Origin of the sequence: Nocardiopsis changdeensis (genome assembly GCF_018316655.1) — a bacterium.
In the GTDB taxonomy this organism is placed as follows: domain Bacteria; phylum Actinomycetota; class Actinomycetes; order Streptosporangiales; family Streptosporangiaceae; genus Nocardiopsis; species Nocardiopsis changdeensis.
Genome location: NZ_CP074133.1, coordinates 3,504,071 through 3,527,160 on the forward strand (window position 1 = coordinate 3,504,071; position 23,090 = coordinate 3,527,160).

24 protein-coding genes are annotated in these 23,090 nt (G+C 75.9%); 11 read left to right on the forward strand and 13 right to left on the reverse strand.

The annotated features are described in order from the left end of the window. Positions 1–52: 52 nt before the first annotated feature. The 5 genes from KGD84_RS15895 to KGD84_RS15915 form a co-directional block, all read right to left on the reverse strand. A complete protein-coding gene (locus KGD84_RS15895; RefSeq protein ID WP_220561190.1) occupies positions 53–835 on the reverse strand; it encodes a MerR family transcriptional regulator in 783 nt (260 codons plus the stop codon). A 12-nt stretch (positions 836–847) separates the two neighbouring features. Beyond that, positions 848–1,678: an alpha/beta fold hydrolase gene (locus tag KGD84_RS15900; protein WP_220561193.1), complete on the reverse strand. Its 831-nt coding sequence runs from the start codon at positions 1,676–1,678 to the stop codon at positions 848–850. A 175-nt stretch (positions 1,679–1,853) separates the two neighbouring features. Continuing rightward, entirely contained in the window at positions 1,854–2,300 is a 447-nt protein-coding gene (locus tag KGD84_RS15905) for a nitroreductase/quinone reductase family protein (protein WP_220561195.1), read from the reverse strand. Between the two features lie 82 nt (positions 2,301–2,382). Then, positions 2,383–2,889, reverse strand: a complete 507-nt coding sequence (locus KGD84_RS15910; protein ID WP_220561197.1) for an NUDIX domain-containing protein — start codon at positions 2,887–2,889, stop codon at positions 2,383–2,385. A 99-nt stretch (positions 2,890–2,988) separates the two neighbouring features. After that, positions 2,989–3,783, reverse strand: coding sequence for an SDR family NAD(P)-dependent oxidoreductase (locus KGD84_RS15915; protein WP_220561200.1), 795 nt, complete (start codon positions 3,781–3,783; stop codon positions 2,989–2,991). A gap of 85 nt (positions 3,784–3,868) precedes the next feature. Between KGD84_RS15915 and KGD84_RS15920 the strand changes: the two genes are divergently transcribed. Continuing rightward, complete coding sequence (locus tag KGD84_RS15920) at positions 3,869–4,720, forward strand: helix-turn-helix transcriptional regulator (protein WP_220561202.1); 852 nt, start codon at positions 3,869–3,871, stop codon at positions 4,718–4,720. A 19-nt stretch (positions 4,721–4,739) separates the two neighbouring features. Here KGD84_RS15920 and KGD84_RS15925 read toward each other — a convergent pair whose 3' ends face one another. Continuing rightward, positions 4,740–5,792 carry a serine hydrolase domain-containing protein gene (locus KGD84_RS15925; protein WP_220561204.1) on the reverse strand — a complete coding sequence of 351 codons (1,053 nt, stop codon included), beginning with the start codon at positions 5,790–5,792 and terminating at the stop codon, positions 4,740–4,742. Then, positions 5,789–6,337, reverse strand: a complete 549-nt coding sequence (locus tag KGD84_RS15930) for a PadR family transcriptional regulator (RefSeq protein ID WP_220561207.1) — start codon at positions 6,335–6,337, stop codon at positions 5,789–5,791. Before KGD84_RS15930 ends, KGD84_RS15925 begins: the two co-directional genes overlap by 4 nt. Before the next feature lie 304 nt (positions 6,338–6,641). Here KGD84_RS15930 and KGD84_RS15935 point away from each other — a divergent pair, with 304 nt between their 5' ends. Beyond that, entirely contained in the window at positions 6,642–7,088 is a 447-nt protein-coding gene (locus KGD84_RS15935; protein WP_220561209.1) for a hypothetical protein, read from the forward strand. Between the two features lie 73 nt (positions 7,089–7,161). On the opposite strand, the gene KGD84_RS15940 is transcribed toward KGD84_RS15935, so the two are convergent. Beyond that, a complete protein-coding gene (locus KGD84_RS15940) occupies positions 7,162–9,954 on the reverse strand; it encodes an ATP-binding protein (RefSeq protein ID WP_255646581.1) in 2,793 nt (930 codons plus the stop codon). 91 nt (positions 9,955–10,045) lie between these two features. Here KGD84_RS15940 and KGD84_RS15945 point away from each other — a divergent pair, with 91 nt between their 5' ends. Continuing rightward, complete coding sequence (locus KGD84_RS15945; RefSeq protein WP_220561213.1) at positions 10,046–10,879, forward strand: metalloregulator ArsR/SmtB family transcription factor; 834 nt, start codon at positions 10,046–10,048, stop codon at positions 10,877–10,879. Beyond that, positions 10,876–11,475 carry a dihydrofolate reductase family protein gene (locus KGD84_RS15950; protein WP_220561215.1) on the forward strand — a complete coding sequence of 200 codons (600 nt, stop codon included), beginning with the start codon at positions 10,876–10,878 and terminating at the stop codon, positions 11,473–11,475. Before KGD84_RS15945 ends, KGD84_RS15950 begins: the two co-directional genes overlap by 4 nt. A gap of 67 nt (positions 11,476–11,542) precedes the next feature. Here KGD84_RS15950 and KGD84_RS15955 read toward each other — a convergent pair whose 3' ends face one another. Beyond that, entirely contained in the window at positions 11,543–11,968 is a 426-nt protein-coding gene (locus KGD84_RS15955; protein ID WP_220561218.1) for a hypothetical protein, read from the reverse strand. 154 nt (positions 11,969–12,122) lie between these two features. Here KGD84_RS15955 and KGD84_RS15960 point away from each other — a divergent pair, with 154 nt between their 5' ends. Genes KGD84_RS15960 through KGD84_RS15970 form a run of 3 tightly spaced genes read left to right on the forward strand, consistent with a single transcriptional unit; the run spans position 12,123 to position 14,414 of the window. Beyond that, positions 12,123–12,770, forward strand: a complete 648-nt coding sequence (locus KGD84_RS15960; protein WP_220561220.1) for a DUF998 domain-containing protein — start codon at positions 12,123–12,125, stop codon at positions 12,768–12,770. Positions 12,771–12,810: 40 nt separating this feature from the next. Beyond that, the gene (locus tag KGD84_RS15965) at positions 12,811–13,182 is read left to right on the forward strand and encodes a YciI family protein (protein WP_220561222.1); all 372 of its coding nucleotides are present in this window, start codon (positions 12,811–12,813) and stop codon (positions 13,180–13,182) included. Further along, positions 13,179–14,414: an RNA polymerase sigma factor gene (locus KGD84_RS15970; RefSeq protein WP_220561224.1), complete on the forward strand. Its 1,236-nt coding sequence runs from the start codon at positions 13,179–13,181 to the stop codon at positions 14,412–14,414. The genes KGD84_RS15965 and KGD84_RS15970 overlap by 4 nt, the downstream gene beginning before the upstream one ends. 10 nt (positions 14,415–14,424) lie before the next feature. Here the strand turns inward: KGD84_RS15970 and KGD84_RS15975 are convergent, their stop codons facing one another. Then, positions 14,425–14,835: a RidA family protein gene (locus tag KGD84_RS15975; RefSeq protein ID WP_220561226.1), complete on the reverse strand. Its 411-nt coding sequence runs from the start codon at positions 14,833–14,835 to the stop codon at positions 14,425–14,427. 82 nt (positions 14,836–14,917) lie between these two features. Between KGD84_RS15975 and KGD84_RS15980 the strand changes: the two genes are divergently transcribed. From KGD84_RS15980 to KGD84_RS15990, 3 genes are all read left to right on the forward strand, one after another. Further along, positions 14,918–15,295, forward strand: a complete 378-nt coding sequence (locus KGD84_RS15980; RefSeq protein WP_220561228.1) for a winged helix-turn-helix transcriptional regulator — start codon at positions 14,918–14,920, stop codon at positions 15,293–15,295. A 252-nt stretch (positions 15,296–15,547) separates the two neighbouring features. Further along, positions 15,548–15,934 carry a DoxX family protein gene (locus KGD84_RS15985; protein WP_220561230.1) on the forward strand — a complete coding sequence of 129 codons (387 nt, stop codon included), beginning with the start codon at positions 15,548–15,550 and terminating at the stop codon, positions 15,932–15,934. 56 nt (positions 15,935–15,990) lie between these two features. Then, positions 15,991–17,118: a barstar family protein gene (locus KGD84_RS15990; protein ID WP_220561232.1), complete on the forward strand. Its 1,128-nt coding sequence runs from the start codon at positions 15,991–15,993 to the stop codon at positions 17,116–17,118. Between the two features lie 3 nt (positions 17,119–17,121). Here the strand turns inward: KGD84_RS15990 and KGD84_RS15995 are convergent, their stop codons facing one another. From KGD84_RS15995 to KGD84_RS16005, 3 genes are all read right to left on the reverse strand, one after another. After that, positions 17,122–17,598, reverse strand: coding sequence for a hypothetical protein (locus KGD84_RS15995; protein ID WP_220561234.1), 477 nt, complete (start codon positions 17,596–17,598; stop codon positions 17,122–17,124). 179 nt (positions 17,599–17,777) lie between these two features. After that, entirely contained in the window at positions 17,778–19,376 is a 1,599-nt protein-coding gene (locus KGD84_RS16000; RefSeq protein ID WP_220561236.1) for an OmpA family protein, read from the reverse strand. A gap of 86 nt (positions 19,377–19,462) precedes the next feature. Beyond that, positions 19,463–22,366: a helix-turn-helix transcriptional regulator gene (locus KGD84_RS16005; protein ID WP_220561239.1), complete on the reverse strand. Its 2,904-nt coding sequence runs from the start codon at positions 22,364–22,366 to the stop codon at positions 19,463–19,465. A gap of 226 nt (positions 22,367–22,592) precedes the next feature. On the opposite strand from KGD84_RS16005, the gene KGD84_RS16010 reads away from it, so the two are divergent. Further along, positions 22,593–23,081 carry an anthrone oxygenase family protein gene (locus KGD84_RS16010; protein WP_220561241.1) on the forward strand — a complete coding sequence of 163 codons (489 nt, stop codon included), beginning with the start codon at positions 22,593–22,595 and terminating at the stop codon, positions 23,079–23,081. Positions 23,082–23,090: the final 9 nt, after the last annotated feature.

Consider the following 23,090-nt stretch of genomic DNA (forward strand, 5'->3'; position numbering starts at 1 on the left):
GTTCGGCGCCGTACGGGCCGGCCGCCACGCCTGCGGGCCGTCCGCCACGGCCTCACCGGGGGCCGGTGTCCCCCTCGACCCGTGCGAGCCTGGTCCAGCCGGACCAGCCCCGGCCGCGCAGCAGCTCGATCAGCCGGCGGGCCTGCGGCACGGTGTCGAAGGCCAGCGCGTCCATCAGGCCGGCCATCGTCGGCTCCACGTCGACGTCGTCCACATAGGCGTCCCCCATCTCCTCGGCCAGCCCGGTGATGTAGGACGCCAGCCCGTCGGCGAGCTCCTCCAGCCGCGGGTCGTCGTCGCGGTCCAGGACCGAGCCCAGGGTCCGGTAGAAGCCGGCGAACCGCGGGTCGCGGATCTGGTCCGTCTTGCGCGCGATCCACTCCGGGATCCGCTCGGGCGCGTGCGCGGCCAGCGGGATCCAGCCGTCGCGCTCGGCCCGGACGATCCGCTCGTCGACCCCGAGCTCCCGGAGCCGCTCCAGGTACCCGACCACCTCCGGCGGCAGCACCAGGCCGTCCCCGGCGGCCAGGCGGGCGATCTGCTCCCGGTGGTGCTGCAACCGCAGGATCTCGGCCCGCAGCCGCGCGTCGATGTCGTCCACGGCCGCGGCGAACCCCTCCCGGTCGGCGCGCAGCAGCTCCCGCACCCGCGACAGCGGGACCCCGGCCCGGGCGAGCGTGCGGATCCGGATCAGCTCGATCACGGCGTCGGCGCCGTACCGGCGGTAGCCGGAGCGGTCCCGCTCCGGCTCCGCCAGCAGCCCCTCGGCGTGGTAGTGCCGCACGGCACGCACCGTCACCCCGGCGTAGGACGCCAGTTCCCCGATGGTCAGCATCGGACCAGTCTCCTACGCGGTCGTCGCCGGGCCGCCGTGCGCCCCGCGGATGATCCGGGCGATCTCCGCGGCGTGGGTGAACGGCATCCGGTGGTCGGCGTCGAGCCGCGTGACCGCGACGCGGGGCAGCTCGCGCACCAGCCGGTCGATGCCGGCGCGCCAGTTCCGGTCCAGGCGCTCCCCGTGCGCTCCCGCGCCGCCCCCGGACAGGGAGGCCGAGGCGATCACGGTGACGGGCGGGACGATCCTCCGGTAGCGGTCGAGGATCCGCGCCCGGACCGCGTCGACCTCGATGTTGAGGTCCAGGATCTCGCGGCCGGTGAGGAGCACCTGCCGGTCGGTGCCCAGGTCCGCCGCGCGCCGGGCCGCCGCGTCCTCCCACATCGCACGGAACAGCGGCAGGAGGTCCTCGGTGACGAACGGCTCGGGGACCGGGTTCGCCCCGTCGATGAGGACCAGTCCGGCGACGCCGTCCGGGTGCTCCGAGGCGTAGTGCACGGCCAGGTCCGCGCCCAGGGAGTAGCCCACCAGCAGGGGCGCCGTTCCCGGGCGCCGCGTGCGCGCCATCACGGCGGACAGGTCGCCGAGGAACGCCTCGAAGGTGTAGCGGCCGGCGGCCGGGGAGAGGCCGTGGCCCCGCAGGTCGAAGGCCACGACGTCGTGGTCGCGCCGCAGCAGCCCGACCAGTTCGCCCAGCTCGGCCCGGGTCGTGTCGAGGCCGGGGCACAGGACCAGCGGGCGGCCCCGGCCGCCGCGGGAGACCGCGATGGCGACTCCGTCGTGGTGGATCGTGAAGTGGCGCATGGGCTCGCAGCCTTTCTCGGTACGGGTGGTGCGGCCCATGCTGGGGGGTTGACCCTGCGGCAGGGTCAAGCCCCGCGGCGCCGCGTCCCCGTCACGGAACCCGGCCACGGCGCGCGCGGCGATCGACGTCGCGCCGCTCTCCCCCCGGACTCACCGGAACCGGCTCCGCCTCCACGCCCAGGCCATCGCCCAGGCCGCCGCCTCATAGCCCCGGTCAGGCCGGGTCCAGGACGACCACCGGGATGGTGCGGCGGGTGCGGGGCTCGTAGTAGGTGCGGTAGACCGGGGCGCGCTCGGCCATCATGGCCCACAGGCGTTCGCGTTCGGCGCCTCGGGCGGTGCGGGCGCGCATGCGCAGGCGCCGGTCGCGCACCTGGACCTCCACCTCCGGGTGGGCGGTCACGTTGAGGTACCACTGCGGGTGGGTGTGGGTGATCGCCGCCCCCGAGGCGACCAGCACCAGCGAGTCCCCGTCGGTGCCGAAGAACAGGCCGGTGCGGTAGAGCCGCCCCGAGGTGCGGCCGCGGTGGGTGAGGACGAGGTTGGTCGTCCCGCCCTCCAGGTAGCCGCTGGCGCCGCCGGTGGCGATGTACCGGCGCACGTGCTCGGCGACCGAGGGGTCGGGGCTGTCGATGGGGCCGCTGTCGGCGGGTGTGCTCATACCCGTGAGAGTGCCCGCCCCGGGTCCGGACAGGCTCACGGCCGCCTCAGGAACACCTCAGGGTCCGCCCCGGCGGGCGCGCTCAAGGCCCCAGGACGGGGTGGCCGTTCTCCAGGTACACGGTCTCCCCCGCCGCGGCGGCGGCCAGGCCCGCCGCGACCCGGCGGGCCGTGTTCGGGGCCAGCAGGCCGCCGACGCGGCCGGGGTCCGCCCACATCCACCCGGACAGCTCCTCCGGGGGAAGCCGGAGCCGGGCGCCCCCGGGCAGCTCGGCGGTGAACAGCCAGTGCAGGGCGGTGGTGCGCACCCCCTCGGCCGCCACCCAGTCCACGGCGACCAGCCGCCGGACGGCGGCCGCCACCCCCAGCTCCTCGGCCAGCTCCCGGCGGCAGGCGGCCAGCGGGGACTCGTCGCGCTCGACGACGCCGCCCGGCAGGCCCCAGGGCGAATCGGGCCGGTAGGTGCGCTCCACCAGCAGGACCTCCCCCGCCGGGGACAGGATCAGCGCCCCGGCCGCCCCCCGTGTCGCGGGCAGGCCCGCGAAGAACCGCCGCTCCGCCGCCTCGTCGGCCGCACTGTCGTCTCCCACCGCGCTGGGTCCCTCCGGTCTCGGCTCGAAGGCCCCCCGCGGGGGCCGCCGGGATCCCTACCCGGGAAAGCGCCGCCGGCCCCCGCGGCCGCGGGCGGGTCACGCCGTGTGCAGCCCCCCGTCCACCGGCAGGACCACCCCGGTCACGTAGGAGGCCCGCTCGCTGAGCAGCCAGGCGGCCGCCTGGGCGATCTCCCCGGGCGCGGCCGCCCGGCGCAGCGGGGTCCGGGCGTTGAGGGCGTCGACGATGCCCGGGGACACTTCCTCCCAGGCGCTCACCATGTCGGTCAGCGTGGTGCCGGGCGCGACGGCGTTGACGCGGATGCCCTCGGGCCCGTAGGTGATCGCGGCCGACTCGGTGAGGCTGTTGAGCGCCCGCTTCATCGCCCCGTAGGCGGGCAGGAGGGCGTTGCCCCGCCAGCCGCCGACGGAGGAGCAGTTGACGATGGCGCCCGTGCCCGCGGTGGCGCGGATGGCGGCGACCTGGGCTGCCAGGGCCGCCCAGGTGCCCTTGAAGTTCACGGTGTAGATCAGGTCCAGGTCGGCCTCGGGGGCCTGGTCGAGCGGGCCGGGTGGCAGGGCGACCGCCCCGTTGTTGAAGGCGGCGTCGAGCCGGCCGTACACCTCGACGGTGCGCTCGACCGCGGCGCGGACGGCGTCCGTGTCGCCCAGGTCGCAAACCGTGTACTCGGCGGTGCCGCCGGCGGCCCGGATCTCCTCGGTCACGGCCTCGAGTCGGTCCCCGGTCCGGGCGGTGAGCATGACCCGGGCCCCCTCGGCGGCGAACAGGCGCGCCGCGGCGGCGCCGATGCCCCGGCTCGCGCCGGTCACCAGGACGGTCCGGTCCGCCAGCAGGCCGGGGGTGCGGGTGTGGTGTTCGTTCACAGTGTCCATGGCCATGAGCGTGGGCCCGGCGGCGGAACGGATCCAGGTACCGGCGGTACCTGGATCGGCCCCGCCGCCCGGGCACACTGGGAGGGTGGACAGACGAGAGCTGGCCGGCTTCCTGCGCGGCAGACGCGAGCGCATCACCCCCGCCGACATGGGCCTGTCCGCCGGTCCGCGGCGCCGCACCCCGGGGCTGCGCCGCGAGGAGGTGGCGCAGCTGGCGTTCATCTCCACCGAGTACTACACGCGGCTGGAGCAGGCGCGCGGCCCGCACCCCTCCCGCGAGGTGCTCGCCGGGCTGGCCCGGGCGCTGCGCCTGTCGGACGCCGAACGCGACCACCTCCACTACCTCGCCGGCTCCCCGCCCGGACCGCCGGCCGGCCCCTCCCGCGAGGTGCGCCCGAGCATCCTGCGTCTGCTGGGCAAACTGCCGGGCGCCGCGGCGGTCGTGCTGTCGGCGACCTACGAGGTCATCGCCTGGAACGACCTGGCGGCCGCCCTGATGGGGGACTTCTCCGCCCTGTCCCGCCAGGAGCGCAACCTCGTGCGGCAGGTCTTCCTCGCCCCGCCGGGGTCGGACCGGCGACGGTACCGGCTGTCGGACCTGGCGGCGTTCTCCCGGATCGCGGCCCGGGACCTGCGCGTCACCGCCGCACGCTACCCCGACGACCCCGAGGTGGCGGCCCTGGTGGGCGACCTCCTCGCGGGCAGCGCGGAGTTCGCCCGGCTGTGGGCCGCCCACGACGTGGGCCCGGCCCCCGCCCTGCGCAAGACCATCGAGCACCCGCTGGTCGGGCCGGTCACCCTGGACTGCGACGTCCTGGACGTCGCCGACCGGGACCAGCGGGTCGTCATCTACACGGCCGAGCCCGGCTCCCCGTCGGAGGGCGCCCTGCGCCTGCTCTCGGTGGTCGGCACCCAGCGTCTGGACACCCCCGGCTGAACCGGGCCCGGGCCGCCCCTCAGAACCGGGCGACGAGCTGCGCCACCAGGCCGTGCACCAGGGAGCGCGGCTCCATCTGGTTGACGGTGGCCGCCACGTACAGGTCCCGTCCGGGCAGGTGGTAGAGGGCGTTGCCGAAGGCGCCGGAGTGGCCGACCATCGTCGGGACCGGCGCGAACGGCGACAGCACGCGGGGCACCCGGAACCGCATGATCCCGGTCCCGTAGTCGATGGGGGTCAGGCGCGAGAAGACCGGGTTCCAGCGCGCGGTCATCTCGGCCAGGTAGTGCTCCGGGAACAGCCGGCCGCCGGTGAACGCCCGTAGGAACCGCAGCTGGTCGGAGACGGTGGAGACCACCGCGCCGTCGGGCGGGAACGAGGCGATCGCCCGGGGGATGTGCAGGGCCCGGCGGCGGTGCAGGAGCGGGGCGACCTCGCCGTAGCGATCCAGGGTGTCCGGGGTGAGCATCCAGGTGTCGCGCAGGCCCAGCGGGCCGGTGATCCGGGTGCGCAGGGCCTCCTCCTGGCTCTCGGAGGTCACGGTCTCGATGATGCGCCCGACCAGCTGGTAGTTGGTGTCGCTGTAGTACGCCCGGCCCGGGGTCGAGGGGGCGAACGGGCTGGGCAGGCGGCGGGCCATGTCGATGAGCTCGTCGGTGGTCCAGGCGGCGTCGGCGCGCAGGACGTCGTCCAGGAAGGTGGTGCCGTCGGGGCGCTTCTGCTCGAAGTAGTCGGGGATGCCGGAGGTCTGCGACAGCAGCTCGCGCACCGTGATGCGCGGTCCGTGGTCGCGTCCGCCGTGGGTGTTGAGGCCGCGCATCGTGTCCGCGCCGATCAGGTCGGCGGCGGGGGTGTCCAGGGTCAGCGCGCCCTCGTCGCGCAGCTGCATGACGACCGCGACGGTGTACAGCTTGGTGATGCTGGCGATGAAGTAGGGGCGCTCGGTGTCGCCGTGGCTCCAGGAGAACCCGGTGGAGGGCTGCTCGATCGCGGCGGCGAAGGCCGACACGGTGGGCCTGGCGGCGTAGCGGGCGGCGATCCGGTGCAGCCGGGCGGCGGGGGGCGGGCTCATGGGGTGATCCGTTCGAGTCGTTGTTCGGTGGCGTCGAGCCAGGCGAGCTCGGCCCGGGCGTGGGCGATGCCGTTGTCGAGGGCGGCCAGGCGCAGCTGGTAGCCCAGCGCGGAGACGCCCTCGGGCAGGTCGGCGGGGTCGGGGGTCTCCACGGCCTCCAGTTCGGCCAGTTCCGCGGCGATCTCCCGGCGGCGGGCGTCCAGGAGCGCGCGGACGTCCTCGGGCGGCAGGCGGTCGGCGAAGAACACCCGGGCCAGGAAGGCGTCGCGGGTGGGCGGGGTCTTGAGGGGCGAGGCGAGCCAGCGGTCGAGCTCGGCCAGTCCGGCCTCGGTGACGGTGTGGGGGTGCAGGGTGGGGCGGCCCTCCTGGACGACGGTGCCGCGGGACGCCAGCCCCTCCTCCACCAGGGCGGAGAGGGTCCGGTAGATCTGCGACTGGTCGGCGGTCCAGAAGTGGCCGACGCTGCCGTCGACGGCCTTCTTGAGGTCGTAGCCGCTCATGGGTCGGATGGACAGGATGCCGAGGATGGCGTGCCGCAATGACATGGATAGAGGATAGCGCACATATATGCATGGTCTGATAAGTGCGCGGTCCTCTAGCGTCTCCGCCGACCACCGGCCGTCGGGACCGGCAGGGCCGGCAGGGCCGGGACCGCCCTGCCGGGCCGAGGACGTGCGGCCCGCGGCCCGGTGCGGCGCCGCCGGACCCTGCGGGACCACCGGGACCGCGATCCGTGGTGGTCTCCGTGGCCACCACGGAGGCGCCCCTGACCCGCGCCGGGGCAGGATGGTGGTCACAGGGGGCCGGGACGACCCGGCCGGGCACCATCCACGACGACGGGGAGCGACCATGGCCGACAAGGGAACGTACGAGGGGTTCACCGCCGAGGAGCGGGCGGCGATGAAGGAGCACGCTCAGGAGCAGAAGAAGGCGTCGCGGCGGGCCTCGCGCGAGGAGAAGGCCGCCGAGGCGGTGCGGGACGTGCTCGCCAAGATCGCCGAGATGCCCGACGAGGACCGGGTCCTGGCCGAGCGCGTGCACGCCATCGTCACCCGCGAGGCGCCCTCGCTGGCGCCCAAGACGTGGTACGGGATGCCCGCCTACGCGCTGGACGGCAAGGTCGTCTGCTTCTTCCAGAGCGCGGCCAAGTTCAAGGCGCGCTACGCCACGCTGGGGTTCAACGACCCGGCCCTGCTGGACGAGGGGCCGATGTGGGCGACCGCGTTCGCCCTGGTGGAGGTCACCGACGAGGTCGAGAAGCGGATCGCCGACCTGGTGCGGCGGGCGGCGGGCTGAGCCCCTCCCCCGGCGGGGCCGCCTCCGCGCGGACCCGCTGCGGCCCCCGCGGAGGCGGCCCCGGACGGGCCGCTCAGGTCCCCGGGACCAGGCCCAGGGCGGTGAGCGCGGCCTCGCCCGCCGCCCGGTGCCCGCCCCCGGCGAGCACCAGGGTGCGGGCCGCCTGGTAGCGGCAGCCCGCCGCCTCGAACGCCGCCGCGATGGCCGGCAGCCCCGGCGCGTCGCCGTCCAGGAGCGCCCGCGCCCGCTCCACCTGGGCGGTGGCCACCGGGTTCCCGGCCACCACCGCCCGGGCCGCGTCGACCAGCTCCCGGGCGTCGGCGCGCCCGGCGAGCACCGCCGCCTCCGCCCGCAGCGCCGTGTACCAGTGCAGCCACACCCAGCACACCCACTTCCACACCCGCCCCGGTTCAGGGGCGACGCGCTCCAGGGCGCTGTCGGCGTCCCCGTGGTGGAGCAGGAGCAGGGCGTCGAAGACCGCCCCGTAGCCCAGGCGGTGGTCGTCCCCGGGCCCCGCCCGGTCGATGACCTCCAGCCACTCGGCCCGGGCGTCGGGGTCCCCGCGCAGGCCGTGGACCATCGCCACCGCCGCCGCGGCCGGGCCCAGGGAGCGCGTCCGCAGCCGGCCGCTGCGCTGCCAGGCCTCCTTGAACCTCTCGGCGCCCGCGAGCACCCCCTCGACCTCGCCCGCGAACGCGTCGGCGACCAGGAGCCAGGAGGCGGCGTGGTGCCCCGCCTCGGACAGCAGCGGGTGGTCGGCCATCCGCCGGCCCCACCGGCGGGCCCGGGGCAGGTCGCCGACGCCGATCGCGGTCGCCGCGGCCATGGCCAGGGCGTCCATCAGCTCGTGCGTGGCGGCGGGCGAGGGCGGGACGCGGTCCAGGATCTCGATCCGGCGCCGGGACGCCTCCGCGGAGGCGAAGGAGTCCCCGGTCCAGCACTGGGCGCCGGAGAGCGCGTCCAGGGCGGCGGACTCGGCCACCGGGTCCCCCGCCTCGCGGGCGAGGTCGACGGCGTGCCGGGCGCTGGCCACCGTCTCCGGGGCCGGGTTGTCCGGGTCCCCCTGGAGCGCCCCGAAGGCGTCCGCGACCACCGCGGCCTCGGCCAGGGCGAGCGCCGCCCGCGAGGCCGGGGAGTCGTCGGCCAGCTCGCGGGCGCGCGCGAGCGCCTCCTTGACCTCCTCGGCGGGGGGAAGCTGCGCGAAGGACGTGGAGAAGCGGTACGCGACCACGGCCGAGTCGGCCAGGTCCCGTGCCGCCGCCGGGCCGTCGCCGGCGCGCTCCGCGGCCACGGCGGCCCAGCGGTGCAGGCGGTAGGAGTCGCCGTCCAGCCCGCGGCACCCGGCCACCGCGGCGGCGCTGCGCAGCGCCGCGACCGCGGGGCCGCCCCGGTCGGCGAGCCCGGCCGCCTGCACGTACCGCTGCTGGGCCTCGCCGAGCAGGGTGCGGGTGAAGGCCAGGCCGCCCATGGACAGGGCGAGCCGGTGGACCCCGGCGCGGTGTTCGGGCCGTTCGGCGGTGGCGGTGAGGGCGGCGCGCAGGTCCTCGGCGACGGCGTCGAACCGGGTGCGCCAGCCGGCTCCCCCGCCGCCCTCCAGCTCGGCGGCGCGGGCCAGGCACCAGCGCAGGTGGCGGGCGCGCACCTCGTCCTGCTCGCCGGCCCCGGCCAGGTGCTCGGCCCCGTACTGGCGGATGGTCTCCAGGGCGTGGTAGCGGGTCCCGGTCGAGGAGGGGGCGACCGAGAGCAGGCTCTGCTCGGCGAGCCTGCCCAGCCCGTCGACCACCGCGGCCTTGTCCAGGGGCGCGAACCCGGCGATCTCGGCGGCCGCCTCGGGGGTGAACGGCGCCACGAACACCGAGACGCGGCGCAGCAGGGCCCGGTCCTCCGGCTCCAGCAGTCCGTGGCTCCAGTCCAGCACCGCGCGCACCGACCGGTGCCGGTCGTCGGCGCGGGGGCCGCCGGTGAGCACGCGCAGCTGGTCGGCGAGCCCGGCCATGAGGCCGTCCGGGCCCAGCGTGGACCACCGGGCCGCCGCCAGCTCGATGGCCAGCGCCATGCCCCCGAGCCGTTCGCAGACGGCCGCGACCTCCTCGCCCACCGACGTCCCCGGCGGCGGGCCGACCGCCGCGGCGCGCTCCAGGAACAGGGCCGCCGCCTCGGAGTCCTCGCCGCCCTCCAGCGACAGCGGCGGGAGCGGGAAGGTGCGCTCGAAGGGCACCAGCAGCCGGGCGCGGCTGGTGACCAGCACGTGCAGCAGCGGGCAGGCGGTGAGCAGCCGCTCCAGGAACGGGGCGACGCCCTCGCGCACGTGCTCGCAGTTGTCCAGGACCAGCAGGGCCCGGCGGTCGGCCAGGGCCTGCGACACCGCCTCGTCGAAGTCGCCGCCGGGGCGCTCGCCCACGCCGACCGCGGCGGCCACGGCCGCCCCCACCCGCCCGGGCTCGGTGAGCGGGACCAGGTCAGCGAACCACACCCCGTCGGGGAAGTCGTCGGCGGCCTGCGCGGCCACCGCCAGGGCCAGGCGGGTCTTGCCCACCCCGCCGGCGCCGGCCACGGTCACCAGGCGGTGCCCGCGGACCGCCTCGGCCAGGTCGCGGCGCTCCCCCACCCGGCCGACGAACGTCGTCAGCGGCGCGGGCAGGGCCGGAGCCGACCGGTCCCGCCCCCCGCCGCGGGAGCGCTCGGCAGCGGCACGGGCGAGCGCCCGGCGGTCGGGCATTCCGAGCTTGCGCAGCAGGGAGGAGACGTGCGACTCGACGGTGCGCACGGAGATGAACAGCCGTGCGGCGATCTCCGCGTTGCTGAGGTGCCCGCCGAGCAGGTCGAGCACTTCGGCCTCACGGGCCGAGATTTCCGGGGTGGTCACCGGGACATTATCGGGCCGGGTCGGGCGGGGTCCGGCACCCGAACCGGAGTATTCCTTGACAGGAATATTCCCTTTGGTGAATACTCGGGTCATGCACGAACGACTGGAGGCGCTGGGCGAGCCCGCCCGGCTGCGCATCGCCCGCATCCTGGCGGAGCGCCCGCTGTCGGTGGGCCTGGTCGCCGAACGCGCCGGACTGCGCCAACCGCAGGCGACCAAGCACCTGCAACGCCTGGAGCGGGCGGGCCTGGTGACCTCCCACCGCACCGGCAACCGGCGCATCTACGCGCTGGAGCCCGGACCGCTCCGCGAGCTGGCCGGCCTCCTGGAGGGGCTGGCCGGGCAGGCGCGGGAGCACCGCGGGTCCTTCGACGCCTACGCCGCGTCGCTGGCCGCCGAGACGCGCGCCGCCGACCGGGAGCGCTGGGCCGACGAGCGGAGCTTCGCCTTCACACGCGTACTGGACGCGCAACGGGAGACCGTGTGGCGCCACCTCACCGAGCCCGGCCTGCTCGCCCGCTGGTGGACTCCGGACGACCTGGCCGTCACCGAGGCCGTCCTGGAGGCGCGGCCCGGCGGCCGGGCGGTGCTGGCCTACCGCGACGCCGCCGACACCTCCGGCGCGGACGGTGTCGTGGGCCGCGCCGAGGGGGTGGTGGACGAGGCCGTCCCGGGCGAGCGGATCGCCTTCCGGCTCTCCCCGCTGCTGCCCGGGGGCGGCGTCGCGTTCACCGGCCACTACGGGTTCGCGCTCGAGGACGCCGGCGGCGGGACCCGGCTCCGCGTGCGGCTGCGGATCACCGACAGCACCGTCGCCTCCGCCGACTTCGTCGCCGGCATCGGCCTGGGCTGGGACCAGGCCCTGGACCGGCTCGCCGCCACCGTCGGCGGCACCCCTTCCGACACCCCGAGGAGCACGAAATGACCGGACACGCCGACCGCAGGGTCATCGCGAACATGAACCTCTCCCTCGACGGGAGGTACTGCGGGCCCGGCGGCCCGCAGGACCACGCCTGGGTGGTGCCGTACGCCGTCACCGACGTCGCCCGCGACCACCTCACGGACCTGTGGCGGACCGCCACCACTGCGCTGATGGGGCGGGTCAACGCCGAGGGGTTCCTGGGCTACTGGCCGCCGGTGGCCCACGACGAGGCGGCCGACCCCCGCGACCGGGGGTTCGCCGCCTGGCTGGCCGAGACCGAGAAGGTGGTCCTGTCCCGGACCCTGGCCGCCTCCCCGTGGGAGGGCACGCGGATCGAGAACGCCCCCGCCGCCGAGGTGGTCGACGGGCTCAAGACACAGGAGGGCGGGGACATCCTCGTGCCGTGCAGCGCCAGCCTGATCAGGCCGCTGCTCGCCGCCGACCGGGTCGACCGGCTGGCGCTGATGATCGTCCCCGAGTTCATCGGCGGCGGCCCGCGCCTGTTCGAGGACGGCCTGCCCGCCGAGAAGTGGGCCCTGGCCTCCCACGCCGCGGGCGAGCACGGGACGGTCACCCTGGTCTACGACCGCCTGCGCTGAGGGCCGCCCCGCACGGCCCGGGGCCCGCACCGTGCGGTGCGGGCCCCGGGCGCGACGGCCCCCGGCCTCAGATCCGGGTCATGGTGGAGTCGTAGCCGCCCCCGCCGGGGTAGACCCACGCTCCGGTGACGGTGGAGCCGTCCGCGGAGAACTCCCCCGTGAAGTAGGCGGGGCCGCCCCGGACGCCTCCCCAGATGGTCAGGGTGTCGCCGACCAGCTCGTAGACGTAGTCCAGGGTGTTGCCCCGGGAGTCGTAGAACCGGGACACCACGTCGGAGCCGACCGGCTCCCCGAACGGGTGCGGGTTGCCGATGACCTCCATGCCGGTGACCGGCTCGCCGAACTGGGTGAGCTCCACGTGCTGGAGCAGGAAGAACCCGCCCTCCATCCACTCGTACCGCACGGTGCCCTCGGCGCCGCCGGTCACCGCCCAGGTGCCCACGAGCCGGTCCAGGGCCGTGACCGCTTCGCTCGGCCGGGTGTTCTCGTTCATGCCGTCCTCCTCGATCGGGGTTGCACCGACACCTCGCGGCCGGGCCCCGGGCTTCGACACCCTCGAAGTGTGACTTGGATCACATCAAATGGGTGTCGAGATCCCCCGGGCGGCCCCGAGGTGACGGCGAGAACCCACCAAGGAGGACACACGCATGAGCACCGTCACCGCCCCCGCGCCCGGCACCTCGGCGACCGCCGCCACCCGGCGCCTGCTGGCCGCCGGAGCCCTGGCCGGGCCGGTCTTCTTCACGTCCGCTGTCGCCCAGATCCTCACCAGGGAGGGCTTCGACATCACCCGGCACCCCATCAGCCAGCTGGCCACCGGCGACCTGGGCTGGATACAGATCGCCACGTTCGCCACCGCCGGGCTCGGCGCGCTGGCCCTGGCGGCGGGCACCGCCCGCACCCTCACCGAGGGCCTCGGCCGGCGGGCGCTGCCGGTCCTGGTCGCCGTCTTCGGGGTCGGCCTCATCGCGGCCGGGGTGTTCACCATGGACCCCGAGTACGGGTTCCCGGTCGGCACCCCGGACGGGCCGGTAGAGGAGATGTCCTGGCACAGCATCGCCCACTCGGCCGCCGCCGCGGTCGCGTTCACCGCCCTGGCCGTCGCCGCCGCCGTGCTCGCCGTCCGCCACGCCCGGAGGCGGGCGGTCGCGCCCGCCGTGCTGAGCGGAGCGGCCGCGGCCGTACTCCTCCTCCCGATGTCGCCCGACCACATGAGCGTGCAGATCGCCGTCAACGGCCTGGTCGCGTTCACCTGGGCGACCGCCGTGGCACTGTGGCTGCGCCGCACCGCCTGACCGGTACCGTACCCGCATCGACGACAGAGACGAGGACACCGTGAAATACCTGCTCCTGGGCTACACCCCGGCCGCGGCCTGGGACGCCGCGACCGCCGACACGCCCTCGCAGGACGCGCTCGACGCGTTCGCCGCCTACCAGCGGCTCGAAAAAGAATTGCTCCACAGCGGCGAGCTCGTCGCGACCGAGGGACTGGGCCACCCCGCCGTCAGCACCACCGTCCGCCGCTCACCCGAGGGGGTGGTCGCCACCGACGGGCCCTTCGCCGAGCTCAAGGAGGTCCTGGCCAGCTTCGCCGTGATCGACGTGTCCGGCCACGAGCGCGCCGTCGAGATCGCCTCCCGGATCGTGGAGGTGCTCGGGGAACCCGTGGAGATCCGGCCGATCATGGGTGAGGACTTCGCCGCGTGAACCCCGAGACCGAGCACCTGCTGCGCACCGAGGCGCCGCAGGTGCTCGGCGCCCTGGTGCGCCGCTTCGGCCGCTTCGACCTCGCCGAGGACGCGGTGCAGGAGGCCCTGCTGGCCGCGAGCCGGACCTGGCCCGAGGAGGGGGTCCCCCAAGAGCCCCGCTCCTGGCTCATCCGGGTCGGCTACCGACGCATGGTCGACCTCCTGCGCTCCGACCAGGCCAGGCGCCTGCGCGAGCAGCGGGCGGCCGAGTCCGTCCTGCTCGACCCCGGCCGGTCCGCGCCCCCGGCGCCGGCCACCGACGACAGCCTCACCCTGCTCCTGCTGTGCTGCCACCCGGTGCTGGGCCCGGCGGACCGGGCGGCCCTGACCCTGCGCGCCGTCGGCGGCCTGACCACGGCCGAGATCGCCCACGCCCACGGCACGACCGAGGCGACCATGGGCACGCGCATCAGCCGCGCCAAACAGCGCCTGGCCCGCGCGGGCGCCCGGTTCGCCCCGCCGACCGACGAGGACCTGGAGCAGCGCCTGGCCTCCGTGATGCGGGTGCTCTACCTCGTCTTCAACGAGGGGTACACCGCCACGACCGGGGGAGCGCTGGCCCGCACGGACCTGTCCGCAGAGGCGATCCGGCTGGCCCGCATGCTCCGCGACCTGCGCCCCGACGACGGCGAGGCGGCCGGGCTCCTGGCGCTGATGCTGCTCACCGAGGCGCGGCGGCCCGCCCGCACCGGGCACGACGACGAACTCCTGACCCTGGACGACCAGGACCGGACGCTGTGGGACCGCGCCCTGGTCGACGAGGGGACGGAGCTGCTCGACGCCGCCTGGGACCCGCACGAGACCGGGCCGTACCGGCTGCAGGCGGCCATCGCGGCCGTGCACGCCGCCGCCCCGGCCCCGGGGCGGACGGACTGGACCCGGATCGCGGTGCTGTACCTGTGGCTGGAGCGCCTCTCCCCCAGCGCCCCGGTACGGCTGGCCCGGGTGGTGGCGGTCGCCCGCGCCTACGGCGCGCAGCGGGGGCTGGCCCTGCTCGCGGACCTGGACCGGCGCCACGGCCTGGCCGAGGACCCGCTGACGCGGCGCAGGCACCCGGCGGTGCGGGCCCACCTGCTGGAGGAGACCGGGGACGCGGCGGGCGCCGTCGCGGCCTACCGCGCCGCGGCCGCCCTGGCGGTCAACCCGGTCGAGGAGAAGTACCTCCTGGACCGGGCCGCCCGCCTCGCCTGAGCCCCGGGGGTCAGTCCAGCAGGGCCGTGGCCTCGACCTCGACCAGCACGTCGGGCTCGAAGAGGTGGTCCACGCCGATGAGCGACGCCGGGGGCATCGGCCGCGGCAGGCCCAGCTCCACCGACACCTGCTCCACGCCCTCCATGAAGGCGCCGATCTTCTCCGGCTCCCAGTCGGTGACGTAGAAGGTCAGGCGCAGCACGTCGGCGAAGGTCGCCCCCGCCCCGGCCAGGCCGGCGGCGGTGTTGCGCAGGGCATGGGCGACCTGCCCGGCCAGGTCCCCGGGGGCCGACGGGGAGCCGTCGGCGGCGCGGGCGATCTGGCCGCTGACGTGCACGTGCCGGGTGCCGGTCCCGACGGCGACGTGGTGGTAGGGGACGGGCTGCATCATGCCCTCGGGGGTGAAGCGGCGGACGGCCATGGCGGTCTCCTCGTGACGGGTGCCGAAGTGGTTTACCCTTGGTACCTGGTATCCGAAAGAAACTTCAACGAGACCAGGTGTCATGCCGGAAACCTCCCCGCGGGCCCACGACGCCCTGGAGATCACCGCACCCCACCGCGAACTCCTAGACCAGGTCCTGGACAAGTGGTCGCTGGAGGTGCTCGCCGTGCTGTGCGAGAGCCCCTCCCGGTTCAACGGGCTGCGCCGCGCGATCCCCGCCGTCACCCAGAAGTCGCTCACCGCCACCCTGCGCCGCCTGGAGCGCAACGGCATCGTGGAACGGGAGGTGGTCGCCACCCGGCCCGTCGCCGTGGAGTACCGGATCACGCCGCTGGGCAAGACGATGCGGGAGCCGGTGGACGTGCTGCTCGCCTGGATCCGGGACCACACCCCCGAGGTCGAACGGGCCCGCGACCGCTTCGACGCCGCCGGCACCTGACCCCGGCGGCCCGAACCCCTGCGCCGACGGACCTCGCGCACACGGCGGCCCACCGCCCGTCCATTCCGAGCCCGACCTGTCCGGCCGCCCGTCCCCCGACCGCGCCCTGGAGATGTCGGCCGCCGCCGTCCTGCTTGCGGTGCGCTCGCCGACCGGGGGGAAGGGGGCGGGCTGAGCCGCGCCGCCGGGGCCCTGTCACATTCGGCCGGGGACCGGTGTCCACAGGGGTGAGAACGAACGAGGAGGACCCCTGTGGACATCGCGCTGTGGATCGTCGCCGGACTGCTGGCCGCCGCCTACTTCTTCGGCGGCGGCGGCAAGATCCTCATCCCCAAGGAGAAGATCCTCGCGACCGGGGCCGCCGCGCAGTGGGTCGAGGACGTCCGCCCCGGCACGGTGAAGGCCATCGGCGCCCTGGAGGTGCTGGGGGCGCTGGGCCTGATCCTGCCGCCGCTGCTGGGCATCGCCCCGGTGCTGGCGCCGCTGGCCGCCATCGGCCTGGCCCTGATCATGGTCGGCGCGGCGATCACGCGCATCCGCCGCCGCGAGTTCAAGCTGATGGCGGTCGACCTGGTCTACCTCGCCCTGAACTGCTTCGTGGCGTGGGGCCGCCTCGTCGCCGAGCCCTTCACCGGCTGAGACACGGGCGCCGGGCCCCGTAGAGTGCTCGGAGCACACGGGCACGGAGGGCGCGGATGGAACGGGCGGACCGGGGCCGGGACGTGCCGTTCCGGTACCTGCTGGTACACGAGGAATCCGACCGCGGCGAGGTGCCCTGGGCCCGGTGCACGATGGTCCAGGGTCTGTTCGCGCCGCCGCGCACGGCACGCAACCTTTTGCGGCTGCGCGGCTGCGACCCGCGCGGGCGGCTGGACGCGGCCCTGGACCCCGACGGGCCCGGGCCGGCGGCCGGACTGTCGGTGGAGGTCGACGGCGGGCACGAGGACCGGGTCCAGTGGTTCCTGCTGAGCGGCGTCCACGTGCTGGGACGGCGGCCCGACCCCGAGGACCCGCGCCTGTGGGAGGTGTTCCTGGAGGCCGACGTGGTCTCCCACGACCGTCCGCTCGCCCATCCTCCGGGGCCGTGGGCCCGGTACACCGTGTACCCGCGGCACCGGGCGGACGAGGGGTCGCGGGCGCACTGCCGCCGCGTGGACGGCCTGTACGACTACACGCCACCGTCGCAGCCCCCGCTGCGGCTGCTGGGCTGTGAGCCGACGGCGGAGCTGCGCGGGGTGCTGCGCCGCCCGCGGCGGTGGCGCGGCGCACAAGGCCTGCTGCGCGCGCTGGACCGGGACGGGCGGGTGCTGCGCGACGTCCTCCTGGATTCGGAGACCGTCGAGACCCGGCCGTCCGTCCTGGGCGGGACGCTCGTCGACATCACCCTGGAGGACGAGGGCGACGACCGGCCGGACCCGCAGTCCCGGCCGGTGTGGGAGCTGTGGGGCCGCGGCGTCCCCCGGGAGGCGGGCCTGTGGCGGCCGCTGCCGACGGCGGCCAGGTGGGAGTGGCTGCGCCTGGCCATGGCGAACAGGAGCGGGGGACCCGATCGTGCGGGCGGCGCCTTCCTGCTGGACGGCGCCGCGGTCACCGACGAGCCCGGCCTGTACTGCGCGCTGGCGGAGGCCCTGGTCGGACCGGGCCGGTACTACGGCTGGAACCTGGACGCCCTGGACGACTGCCTGCGCGGCGGCTTCGGGCCGCTCCCGCCGTTCACCCTGGTCTGGGAGCACCTGGAGGAGTCCCGGCGGCTGCTCCCCGACCTCGTGGACGCCGCCTTGGAGGTCCTGCGGGCCCGCGGGGTGGGGGTCCGCGGACGCTGACGGCTACCGGTCGCGGCCGCCGTTGTACTGGACGCCGATCACGTCGCGGCCCGCCGTGGCCCCGGACCGGTCGATGCGGTCCCCCTGAATGGTGTCGCCGACACCGCCGCCGACGTCGCGGGCCTGCACCACCACACCGCCCGAGACACCGCCGTCGACGGTGTTCGCCGTCCCCTCCGGGGCGGGCGCGTCCAGCCTCCGCAGCAGGTCCCCGAGCCGCTCCGCCGCCCCCGGGTCCGCCTCCAGCAGCCGCCGCAGCTTGGGGCGCCACTCCCCCGCCGCCTCCGGCGCCAGGTCGGGCCGGGCGGCCACCTCGGCGCGGGAACGCTGCAGCTCCGCAGCGGCCACGTGGCTCGCCCTGGCGAAGAGCTCCGCGTAGCCCTCCAGGGTGAGCCGCCACTGCGGGGCCTCGTCACCGGCCATGGACCGGATCAGGGCGTCGGTGGCCCGGGAGACCAGCCGGGAGGTGTCCTCGTGCACGGTGGCTGCACCCGCTTCCTCGGTTCGGGAGTGCGTCGGGGCCACGGTAACCCGCCGGAAGGTGCTTTTGCGGGGAAGCGTCCGCTCTGCGGCGGGCCGCGTCGGCCCGGACCGGCGGCGGCCCCGGGGCGAACGGGCGCCGGGCCGGGCGGCGGGGCGCGGCCCGCCACCGCGCCCTCCTACCGGATGGGCACGTCGGGGAACTCCCCGAAGGCGCCCGCGTGCAGGGTCATCGACTCCACCTCCGGACCCGGGGCCGGGAACACCGCCAGCGCCAGGTACTCGTCCCCCGGCGACAGGGTCAAGACCTCGTCCGCGAAGTCCTCGTAGCCGTCCTCGGTGACCAGGCGCACCACGTACCGGGTCGTCCCGCCCGGCTCCAGCAGGCGGAACCCGCCCAGGGTGCCCTCGGTGACCCGGTCCGGCCCGCCCGCCTCCTCCCCGGCGGCGCCCAGGTCGGCCTCCAGGTCCGCCAGGGTCGAGTTCCCCAGGCCCACCATCTGGAACAGGTACGCGCCGTCGCGCACCAGCGGGTACACGTTGAGCTCGACGTCCCCGTGCTCGGCGGCGGCCACCGGTTCCAGGTCCTCGAAGAACACCGCCGGTCCGGCCACGTGCCGGGCCGCGGACTCCAGCCCCCCGTCCCCGCCCGCCGCGGCGGCGTCGGGCACCGTGAAGACGAACTCCACCCGCCGGTTGCGGGCCCGCGCCTGCTCGTCGTCCGCGCCGCCCTCCTCGGCGACCGGGTCCCGGGAGCCGCGCCCCCGCGCCGTGAGGGTGAAGCCCTCCCCCAGCTCCTCGGCCAGCAGGTCGCGCACGGCCTCCGCGCGGCGCAGCGACAGCTCGTCGTTGTGGGCCTGCGAGCCGCTGCCGTCGGTGTGGCCGACCACGGTGACCTCGCCCGACCCCGGGTTCTCCCGCAGGGTCAGGGCGGTGCGCCGGATGGTCTCGGCCGCCTCGGCGGTGGGCTCGGCGGCGTCCACGTCGAACATCCGGTCGGCGTGCAGGGAGATGGTCTCGGTGTCCCCCGACCGGGTGGTGGACGACTCCGGGGTGTCCACGAAGCTCTCGATGCCCTGGCGGAACCGGGACACGTCCATCCCCGGCTCGGGCACCTTCTCCGGGTAGTGCAGCTCCTCGGGCAGCTCCTCGGCGGTCCTCTCGGCGTACTCGTTGAAGTAGTCGTGGATGTCGGGCTCGGGCGAGGGGGTGAACTCGTCCACGTACTCCACCGGCAGCCCCGGCACGTGCCCCAGCCCCGACCCGGTGAAGGTCAGGTGCTCCGCGTCCCGGGAGGGCGCCGGGAAGTACCGCCGGAAGGTGGTGGGGACGCCCTCGTGGACGGGGGTGATGTCGGAGCCCTCGTTGAAGTAGGTGCCCAGCGACAGGTCGGTCCCGGGATCCTTGATGGCGCTCAGGACCTCGCCGGTGACCGGGTCGAGCAGGCGCAGGGGGGCGGTGCGGTCGGTGGCCGTGCCGCCGGTGCGCAGGGGCTCCAGGAAGTCGTGGTCGACCTCGAGCATGAGGTACTCGCCGTTGTGCTGGAGCCTGCGGAAGGTGACCTCCAGCATGACGTCGCTGCCGCCCTCCAGGAACATGCGCCCCTGGCGGGTCAGGGGCAGGTCGCGGTGGGCCGGGGCGGCCTCCGGCGAGGCCGAGGGGGCCGGATCGCCGGCGTCCCCGTCCCCCGCGCCCAGGCCGGGGACGATCCCGCAGGAGGTCAGCAGCAGGCTCAACGCCAGGGCGGCGCAGGTCGTCGCGGGCACTCGTGCGGTCATCGGGCGCGGTCTCCTCGGGGGGTCGGCACCGCCGTGCCGGAACCGGGGAGCGCGGGTCTGGGGGCGGGGAGGGCGGTGCGGGGTGCTCAGTCGGGGGGAGGGGTCAGGTCGCGGCGCGACCGCAGCCCGAGTTTGGACAGGGCGTTGGCCACGTGCGTCTCCACAGTACGCGGGGACAGGTGCAGCAGCGCGGCGATCTCCCGGTTGGTGCGGCCGCGCGCGGCCAGGTCGGCGATCTCCCCCTCGCGCGGGGAGAGCCTGCGGTCGTGGTGGGGCCGGGCCGGGGCGGCGGCGGGGGTGACGCCGTGGGAGCGCATCAGGCGGCGGACCCGGGCTGCGTCCCAGGTCGCGCCCAGCCCCGCGTACTCCTTCAGGGCGGCGCGCAGGGCGGCCACCCCCGGTTCGGCGCCCTCACCGCGGGGGCGGGCGAAGTGGACGCGGGCACAGGCCTCGCGCACCTGGGCGGCGTCGTAGGGGCGGGGCATGGCGCGGTAGGCGTCCTCGGCCTCGGCGTACAGCAGCAGGGCCCGGTCGTGGTGGCCGCGGTGGCCGGCCAGGGCCGCCTCCAAACGCAGCAGGCAGGCGGCGGCGGCCGGGGCGTCGGTGTCGCGCAGCCCCGCGCGCAGGCGGGCGCACAGGTCGCGGGCGACGGCGCCGCGACCGCACTCCACCAGGGCCTCCATACCGGGGAGCAGGTCCGCGGCCCACACCCAGATGCCCTTGGCCGCGATGAGGGAGACCAGGTCCTCCACATGCCCCCAGGCACGGGCCGGCTCGCCCTGGGCGGTGGCCATGCGGGCCAGCAGCCCGGCGGCGAAGGCCCGCACCGGAACGGTGTAGTCGGGCGGGGCCTCCTGCCCGCCGCCCCCCACCGGACCGCCCGGGGCCTCTGCGGCGCCGCCGGGCCCGGGGCGGATACGGACCAGCAGGGTGCGGGCCAGCCCGGGGTCGCCCTGGGCCAGGGCCAGGGCGGCGCGCAGCAGCCCGAGCTCGGCGGTGACCGAGTGCAGGTGGGCCAGGCGGGGCGATTCGCGGTGGCGGTCGACCTCCTCGGCCAGGCCCTGCCAGCGGCCGCGCGCCCAGTCCAGGGTCAGGCGCAGCGCGCGCACGCTCTCGTGGATGTAGGGGGCGTCGTCGGCGCCCGACCACGCGGCCGCGTCGTCGAGGTGGCCGTCGGCGCGCTCGTAGTGGCCGAGCATGACGGCGGCGTCGGCGAGGTTGAGCGAGCCCCGGGCGAACTCGCGGCGGCGGGCCAGGGTGTCGGGGGTGGGCGGGTCGTGGGGTGTGCCCGGGGCGGGCAGCTCCACCTTCCAGGCGGCGGGGTCGCCGACCTGGGCCAGCAGGGTGGCGTGGTTGACGGCCACGGTGTGGGCGACGGTGGTGTCGTGGCTGCTGTGGGCGGCGGCCAGGGCCTGGTCCATCCAGCGGCGGTGGGTGTCGACGGAGTCGGGGGTGCTGCGGGGCACGGCCAGCGCGCACATGGCGCGGGCGGCCAGGTCGGGGCGTTCGGCGAGCTCGGCGGCGGCACGGACCAGCTCGCCGCGGGCGCTGCGGTTCTGGGCGGCCTGGTTGAGCAGCAGCAGGCCCAGTTCCATGCGCAGTTCGCCGCGCTCGGCGGCGGGCAGGCCGGGGGTGGCCAGGACCTCGCGCAGCCGGGCGATCGCGTGCTCGGCGGAGATACCGGTCAGGGCGGCCCGGCCGAGCTTGAGGGCCAGGTCGCGGCGGCGCCGCGAGGGCAGGTCGGGGCGGGTCAGGGCGTCGCGCAGCAGGACCACCGCCGTGCTGTCCTCACCCTGCTCCAGGGCATGGTCGGCGGCGCGTTCGGCGTGGTCGGTCCACTCCTCCAGCAGCCCCGCCTCGCGGGCGTGGCGGGCCAGCCGGGCGTGGGGCGGCTCCGCCGACAGGGCCAGGGCGGCCAGGGCGACGCGGTGCAGGCGGCGGCGCTTGCCGTGCGGCAGGGACGCGTGGCAGACCTGGGCGAGCAGCGGGGTGGCGGGGGCCAGGGTGGCCGGGGCGGTGGGGGTGAGCAGGCCGCTGCGGCAGGCGCGGGACAGGGCCCTGTCGGCACGGGCGGGGGTGAGCTCGGCGACGTGGGCGATCAGGGGCTCGGTGGCGGGACCGCCCAGGACGCAGGCCGCGCGCACCAGGCGGCGGGCGTCCCCGTCCAGGGCGTGCAGGCGGTCCAGGAGCCAGTCGCGCAGGGAGGGCGGCACGGGCGGCCGGTCGGGGATCCGCGGCCGGGGGTCGGAGCCGTCCCCGGAGGCGGCGAGGCCGTACAGGGTCTCCACCGCGGCCAGGGGCAGCCCCCCGGTCCAGGCGTGCAGGCGGCGGGCGTCCTCCAGGGTGGGCGCACCGCCGGGGAGGGCGTGCTCGGCCAGGGCGAGCAGGTCGTGGGGGGTGAGGGGGCCCAGGGTCAGCTCCCGGTGGCCGGTGCCGGGGGGAGTGCGGGCGGCCAGGGCGGCCACCGGGAAGGAGCGGGGCAGGTCCTCGGGCCGGTAGGTGAGGACCAGGCCCAGGTGGGCGGGCAGCCGGGGGGTGAGGTAGGCGAGCAGGTCGCGGGTGTCCGGGTCGGCCCAGTGGACGTCCTCCAGGACCAGGACGGTGGGCTCCAGCGCGTCGAGGAGCTCGGTGAGGGCGCGGTACAGGCGGTGGCTGCCCGACGCCGGGTCGGCGGCCGGCTCCGGGGCCGGGGGAAGGCGGTCGGCGTGTTCGGGGAGCAGGGCGCGCAGGGCTCCGCACAGGGGGCTGAGCCCGCCGGGGACGGGGACCCGGCGCAGGGCTTCGATGAGCGGCGCGAAGGGGAACGGTTCGGCGCCCGGCGGGCAGTGTCCGGCCAGGACCGCCGTCCCGTGCGGGTCGTGCAGTTCCCGGACCAGGCGGGTCTTGCCGGTTCCGGCGGCGCCCGCCAGGAGGGTCACGGTCCCGGGGGTGGCCGCCGCGCGCAGTAGCCGTCGTTCCCGCTCGCGCCCCACGAGCGGGGAGGAGCACATTACCCGACGGTATAGCGATACGACCTTCCGGAAAAGAGGGATAATGGTGACATTCCGTGGTCATATTCATGTAACCGCGGAGAAAGTATTCATGTTCGGCCGGGTGTGCGGCGCATTCCGCCGATTCTTACAGGCCTTGAGGACATGGCCGCGACGGTGACACCGGGCGTACAATCCGCCCAGATACTGCGGGCTTCACGAAAAAAGAGCATGGGGTGGCCGGTTGTTGGCGGGCATGGTGTACGCGGTGGTGCCGGTGTTGTCCGTGGTGTTGACGGGATTGTTCGCCGGCCTGTTCTTCGCCTTCTCCATCGCGGTGATGCCGGGGCTGGGCCGGGCGGGCGACCGGTCCATGGTCGAGGCGATGCAGGGCATCAACGTCGCCATCCTCAACCCGTTCTTCGCGGTGGTGTTCATCGGCGCCCCCGTGGTCCTGCTGGGGCAGACGGTCCTGCACTGGGCCGCGGGCCACACGTCCTCGGCCTGGTGGGCCGGGGCGGCCCTGGCCCTGCTGGTCCTGGTGCTGGTGGTGACGTTCGCCGTGAACGTGCCGCGCAACAACGCCCTGGACCGGGCCGGGTCGGCGGAGCGGCTGGCCGACCCGGCCGCGGTGCGCGGCGACTTCGAGGCGGTGTGGGTGCGCTGGAACCATCTGCGCACCCTGGCCTCCGCCGCGGCCCTGCTGTGCACGGCCCTGGCCGTGACCACCGGCTGAGCCGGGACG

Bases quoted from the DNA above. Each gene is read 5' to 3' on its own strand.
- KGD84_RS15950 (WP_220561215.1), top strand. From the start codon at position 10,876: ATGACCGGACACGCCGACCGCAGGGTCATCGCGAACATGAACCTCTCC.
- KGD84_RS15990 (WP_220561232.1), top strand. From the start codon at position 15,991: ATGGAACGGGCGGACCGGGGCCGGGACGTGCCGTTCCGGTACCTGCTG.
- KGD84_RS15930 (WP_220561207.1), bottom strand. From the start codon at position 6,337: ATGTCATTGCGGCACGCCATCCTCGGCATCCTGTCCATCCGACCCATG.
- KGD84_RS15935 (WP_220561209.1), top strand. From the start codon at position 6,642: ATGGCCGACAAGGGAACGTACGAGGGGTTCACCGCCGAGGAGCGGGCG.
- KGD84_RS15925 (WP_220561204.1), bottom strand. From the start codon at position 5,792: ATGAGCCCGCCCCCCGCCGCCCGGCTGCACCGGATCGCCGCCCGCTAC.
- KGD84_RS16005 (WP_220561239.1), bottom strand. From the start codon at position 22,366: ATGTGCTCCTCCCCGCTCGTGGGGCGCGAGCGGGAACGACGGCTACTG.
- KGD84_RS15915 (WP_220561200.1), bottom strand. From the start codon at position 3,783: ATGGACACTGTGAACGAACACCACACCCGCACCCCCGGCCTGCTGGCG.
- KGD84_RS15980 (WP_220561228.1), top strand. From the start codon at position 14,918: ATGCCGGAAACCTCCCCGCGGGCCCACGACGCCCTGGAGATCACCGCA.
- KGD84_RS15960 (WP_220561220.1), top strand. From the start codon at position 12,123: ATGAGCACCGTCACCGCCCCCGCGCCCGGCACCTCGGCGACCGCCGCC.
- KGD84_RS15955 (WP_220561218.1), bottom strand. From the start codon at position 11,968: ATGAACGAGAACACCCGGCCGAGCGAAGCGGTCACGGCCCTGGACCGG.
- KGD84_RS15900 (WP_220561193.1), bottom strand. From the start codon at position 1,678: ATGGGCCGCACCACCCGTACCGAGAAAGGCTGCGAGCCCATGCGCCAC.
- KGD84_RS15895 (WP_220561190.1), bottom strand. From the start codon at position 835: ATGCTGACCATCGGGGAACTGGCGTCCTACGCCGGGGTGACGGTGCGT.
- KGD84_RS15905 (WP_220561195.1), bottom strand. From the start codon at position 2,300: ATGAGCACACCCGCCGACAGCGGCCCCATCGACAGCCCCGACCCCTCG.
- KGD84_RS15945 (WP_220561213.1), top strand. From the start codon at position 10,046: ATGCACGAACGACTGGAGGCGCTGGGCGAGCCCGCCCGGCTGCGCATC.
- KGD84_RS15975 (WP_220561226.1), bottom strand. From the start codon at position 14,835: ATGGCCGTCCGCCGCTTCACCCCCGAGGGCATGATGCAGCCCGTCCCC.
- KGD84_RS16000 (WP_220561236.1), bottom strand. From the start codon at position 19,376: ATGACCGCACGAGTGCCCGCGACGACCTGCGCCGCCCTGGCGTTGAGC.